A 5,397-nucleotide genomic window follows, 5' to 3' on the forward strand; every position below is an offset into this window, starting at 1 on the left:
GGAGTGAGGCGCGGAAAACGGGATGCTTGAAGCGAAAGAGGTCGGCGTGGGCTGTGACGTTCAGGCGCGGTGTCATTTGCCAGGAAAATTGGCCGTAAAGACCGGTCTCATTCTGCATCCGCGAATTCTGTACGTCAGCTCCGGCGTGCGGCGCCACATAGCGCGGCGACAGATGGCGCCCCTGTAGCGTCAGATTGACGGCGTGACTAGGCACGAAACGCACCACATGCAGCAAGGAAAGGTGGCCATAACGGTCGGCGGCCACTTCGCCGGTCGCCTCCACCTGCGGCGAAAGCCGCCAGGCATAGTGCAGGCTCACTCCCGCGGCTGAGCGGCCGCGCAGCACATGGCGGTTGTCCGGCCTCAACGGGGGATAAAGGGTTTTGCCGTAGCGGCTGTAAAGGACTGTGGCTCCGGTATGCCAGTTCGGCCTCACGTAGCTGGCCTGTGCGCCCAAGGTCAGCAGTCCCGCCACCCGGCGCCGTTCCATCTCGCCTTCGGTGCGGTGCAACCCATCGGTTTTGAGAGCTGTGAGCGTGTCGCCCCGGAGGGTGCCGTCGATGCGCCGCCAGGAGGCGAATGCCACCACCTGCCAACCGTTTAAGCACCAGCGCATGGCCGCCCCGCGCAGGAAGAAAGCTTCGTCGGTGGAGGTATGCGGCCTGACAACGGCCGGCGGGCGCATGACTGCGGCGGACAAAATCTGCCGGTAGCCAAAACGCCGGCTTCCGACCAGCAGACCTTGCGCCACGTTTATCTCATAATCTCCCAGCCACAGTGCCCAGCGCTTTTGGAACGGTGCCAAATGGAAATAACCTGAGGTATAGTCATAGGGCAGGTTACCATAACGGCCGAAGGGCTCGCCGGCGTCTTTCTGCATCGTCAGGCCGTATGCCACATCTCCTTCCCTGCTGCGGTAACGGTAGCGCAGGGTGTGGGCCAGGCCATTGCCCAGATACTGGCGGTTGGGGTATTTTTCCAGTTCCTCACGCGAGTGGGGCTGATTGCCTTCACGGCGGTAACAGGGTATGAGCAGATCCGCCGTCAGGTCGTGACGGCCGCCGAAGATACGCCGGCCGAATGACTGAGGCACGCTTAAAGTGTCTCCGGCGTAGATGAAAAGCGAAAGCCACTGTCGCTCTTCACGCGTCAACGGACTGACGAACTGTAGCTCGCCCAAAGTGCGGAAAAACCGCTTTTGCCGGCGATAGGACAATATGGAATCTGCTTGTTCTTCCGAAAGAAAAGGTATGCCGAGAAGGGCTTCCCGCGAGACCGTGTTGATGTTATAAGGCCGGGCATGCAGCTCTTGCAACTGTTGCAGGTATCCGTCGTTTTTCCCGTCATCGGAAACATCGCCGGTTTCCCTCTCACAATAATTTTCTACGAAATCCTCCCACGTCAGATATTCTTCGCGACCGGCTGTGTAAGTCTGTGCGGAAACAAGAAGGTGAGGCAGCAATAGCAATACGGCACACCATCTTCTCCGGAGTTTCTCCCATGAGGCGAACAGGGTCGGGGAAAAGATGGTGTGCGGGACTTTTTTCATTAAGACAGGAAAATGTTTTTAAATCTGTTCCGTCTCAGAAGATGGTTGGGACAGTAACGTTTCTACGAGCTTGACTTCACCAAAGGATACGTCCTCGCCCGCGGCCTGACGCTTTTCACCGAGCGTGGCCTGCGGAAAACGCCTGGCCATATCGTACAGAGCGGATTTGATGCGGCCCTCCTTTTCAGGAGCCACGAGGCGCGACATTTCCAGACGGCCCTCTATGACGTGTTTGGCCAGATGTGAGAAAACCGTGGCGGTCGTAAGATGGCGTTCACTGGCTATTTCGTCTATGGAAAGTCCCTGTTCAAACATCAGCAGGCTTTTGTCAGCCGTTTTCTCGCGCTCGGCAGCGGGAACCACGGCGACTTTCTCTGTACGCATAGCCGGACTCTGAAGCGCGTTCTCCTTAAGGTAGCGGGAAACGATGTCGAGTATTTCCCCACTATACATCTCTACGGTTTTCTTGCCGATATAAGGGATGAGGGCGAGTTTCTCCGGCGTATCCGGCATAAGGTTAGCCACTCCCTGCAATGCCTTTTGCTGCAGAATGACATAGGCTGGTTTTTTCTCCTCTTTCGCCTTTTCGTAACGCCAGTCTACGAGACTTCGGTAAAGCCGAGGCTGTTCCATCTCTGAAGGAACGACTATCCGTTCACGCTCGCGTATGGCCGCTTTGCCGCCCTCACCTTTCTTCCTGCCTGACGGCTTGCTGATATAAGCCTGCGCCTTGGCCCGTTGGTAGTCCGCCAAGGAAAAGCCATGCTCGGCCACGTATTGCAATAAGGTTATTTGCATAAAGAGGAGTTCACAAAATTCTTCGGCCGCCGTTTTCAGGCGTTTACGGGCAATGGAACTATCGGTGGGGAGCTTGAGGTTTTCCGAAAGTACTTGTATGGGACGGAGAACCTCCTCAAAATAAGCCGCTCCTTTGCGTAAACGCTCCTGCAACTTTTCATTTTCCTCCACCTCGGCGTTATCGGCCACAAGACGTTCCAATTGCGGCCTGAACCGCTGGGCTACATCGCTCACCTGTCCGTCAAACTCTGTCCTGACCTGTTGCCACGATGCTATGGTATCGGGATAAAGTCGGGAGAAAAATTCCAGAAGAACCCGCATGAGGCGGTCACAAGACTGCTTGAGCGGACGGAAATCGAACAATGAAGTGAGTGTATTCAACACAAATGCGGCACACAACCGGTTAAGGCGGTTTTCATCAATTCCCCGTCCTACAATGTCGCGCATGTATTGGTTGACAGAAAGATCTGTAATGATGGCTGAAGGAGGAATAGGTGAAGAAAGTATCAGTCCATCGAGCTTTTTCAGACGGCTTAACGCCACATAAGTCTGGCCGTGAGCAAAGGCTTGATGGGCGTCTATGACGGCGTGTTCAAAAGTAAGTCCCTGACTTTTATGGATAGTGATGGCCCATGCCAGCTTGATGGGGAATTGTCGGAACACGCCGTCGATGCGTTCCTCTACTTCTCCTGTTTTTTCGTTAAGAACATAGCGTGCATTGGTCCATTCCTCCGGTTCAAGGGAGATGTTCCCGCCTTTTTCGTCTACCGGACGTACGCAGAAGCCTTTCGTTCCGATGTCTGTAACCTCACCAATCATACCGTTGTAGTAGCGCCCTGCCTGATCGTTCTTTACAAACATGACCTGGGCGCCTTGTTTGAGCTCGAGCGTAGCATCGGTGGGATAAGATGATTCAGGAAAGTTCCCTTCCGTAGAAGCCTGAAAGGAAAAGGTCTCTCCCGGTAGCGCTTCAAGCTTTTGCCGGTTTATTTGTCCCGCCTGGCGGTTATGCGTAACAAGGTGAATATATCCCTCATTGTCCTGCGGGATGAAGCCGGGAAGGCATCGGGCATTGAGACGGGCCAGCACATCATCATCAATGCGTCCTTGCCGTACTTTATTAAGCAAGTCTATGAATTTTTCGTCACTCTGGCGATATACATGTTGCAATTCAACGGTCAGATAGTTTGTCTTTCGGAGCACATGACTGCTGAAGAAAAAACAGGTGTCGTAATAAGGTTTCAACAATAATTGCTCTTCATCAGTGACTACGGGCGCCAGTTGCTGCAAGTCGCCGATCATGAGCAACTGAACGCCGCCAAAAGGCGCGGCGTTGCCCCGATGCCGGCGCAATGCCTCATCAATATTGTCGAGCAGATCGGCGCGCACCATTGATATTTCGTCAATGACCAGCAATTCGAGCGAGCGGATAAGCTTAAGTTTGTTTGCTCCCATTCTGAACTGTTCTTTGCTGTAATTGGCACCGGGAATATAAGGAGCAAACGGCAATTGAAAGAAGGAGTGGATGGTTACGCCGCCGGCGTTGATTGCAGCGATGCCCGTGGGAGCAAGTACCACCATCCGTTTAGGCTGGATTTCCTTCAGCCGGCGCAGGAATGTGGTCTTGCCCGTGCCTGCTTTTCCGGTAAGAAAAAGATGGGCATCGGTCTTTTCAATGATACGCCGTGCGTAATCTATTTCCTGATTTGAGATCATTGTCTGTCTTCTAAGTCGTTTTCCAGGTATAATTCATGTGTGAGGGGCAAGCCTCTCCGTATTCCGGCACAGCGGTTCATTCTTCGGCCGGCCGCTCTACTATCTTGTTTTCCTTTACCAACGCATGCCACAGGCTGTACCTGGCTTCAGGATTGAGCGCCTCCATGGCGTCAAACAATTGGCGTACAGCCGTTCGGTTTGAAGCCTTTTCAAAAGGACAAGCCTTCACTAGCGGCCGAAACCCTCGATATTCCGCCCATTCACGAAGGTCTTCCTCATGGACTTTGCAAAGCGGCCGTATGATACAGACCGGAAACTTCCTCATCGTCAGGCTGGCCGGCATGGTTGAAAAGGAGCCGGAATAAGTCAGATTCATCAGTGCCGTGAGCAACATGTCGTCCTGATGATGCCCAAGGGCTATTTTATTACAGCCCAACTCCTGTGCGGTGGAAAAGAGTACCTTGCGTCGTGTCCACGAGCAGAGGAAGCAAGGCGAGCGCCGCTCGTTGCGATCGGGCTCAAAAGATGCTGTCTTTACGTAAAGTCTGACTCCCGACACCTCGGCTTGCCGTTCCAGATAAGAAGTATCGGACTGATAGTCCACATTATCCATTCTCACATGCAGGGCGCTCACTTCAAATCGACCGCCTGCCCGCCGCTTTGCATCGCCCAACAATTCGAGCAAGGCCATAGAATCCTTGCCGCCCGATAGCCCCAAGAGCAAGTGGTCGCCCGGTTCGATGAGTGAGAACTCGCGCACGCCATCGGCAAAACGCCGGCGCAACCGTTTTTCCAAAGCGCGTCCGTCACACGGACTGGACATTGTTTTTTCTTTGTCAGACATCAGCTGTTATACTATTGACTGTGTTTTTCAAGCCTCCATCAAGGCGAACGGACTTATCCGAAAGGTTCACTTCATGAATACAAAATAGACGGCGGCCACAAGGCAGGCAAACCCCGCCACATGGTTCCAATGGAATCCCTCTCCTTTAAACAGCAACGTTACGATGACCGTAAAGACAATGAGCGACACCACCTCCTGAATGACCTTGAGTTGTATAAGCGAGAAAGGTCCGCCGTTGTCAATATACCCCAGCCGGTTGGCCGGCACCTGACAGATGTATTCAAACAGGGCGATGCCCCACGAAAAGAGAATGACGGCCATGAGCGGCCAGTTGCGGCTCACGCCGGTTTGTTGCAATTTCAAGTGGCCGTACCAGGCAAAAGTCATGAAGATGTTGGAGCAGACCAACAATACGATAGCATAGAATCCTTGCATGTGATGATTTTATTCGTCTGACTGGCGTTTTCCGGGAAAACGCATTCTGTAATGA

4 protein-coding genes are annotated in these 5,397 nt (G+C 53.5%); all 4 read right to left on the minus strand.

Annotated features, from left to right (window positions below):
- On the minus strand, positions 1 to 1,549 hold a 1,549-nt coding region (locus C5S62_RS04495), incomplete at its 3' end, for a helix-hairpin-helix domain-containing protein (protein ID WP_133159497.1).
- An 18-nt stretch (positions 1,550 to 1,567) separates the two neighbouring features.
- Positions 1,568 to 4,063: a helix-turn-helix domain-containing protein gene (locus C5S62_RS04500; protein WP_223301135.1), complete on the minus strand. Its 2,496-nt coding sequence runs from the start codon at positions 4,061 to 4,063 to the stop codon at positions 1,568 to 1,570.
- A gap of 76 nt (positions 4,064 to 4,139) precedes the next feature.
- Positions 4,140 to 4,886, minus strand: a complete 747-nt coding sequence (locus C5S62_RS04505) for a tRNA 2-thiocytidine biosynthesis TtcA family protein (protein ID WP_104404241.1) — start codon at positions 4,884 to 4,886, stop codon at positions 4,140 to 4,142.
- 87 nt (positions 4,887 to 4,973) lie between these two features.
- On the minus strand, positions 4,974 to 5,342 hold the full coding sequence (locus C5S62_RS04510) for a DMT family protein (protein WP_104404239.1): 369 nt from the start codon (positions 5,340 to 5,342) through the stop codon (positions 4,974 to 4,976).
- Between the last annotated feature and the right edge of the window lie 55 nt (positions 5,343 to 5,397).

Source organism: Prevotella sp. MGM2 (assembly GCF_002933955.1).
In the GTDB taxonomy this organism is placed as follows: domain Bacteria; phylum Bacteroidota; class Bacteroidia; order Bacteroidales; family Bacteroidaceae; genus Alloprevotella.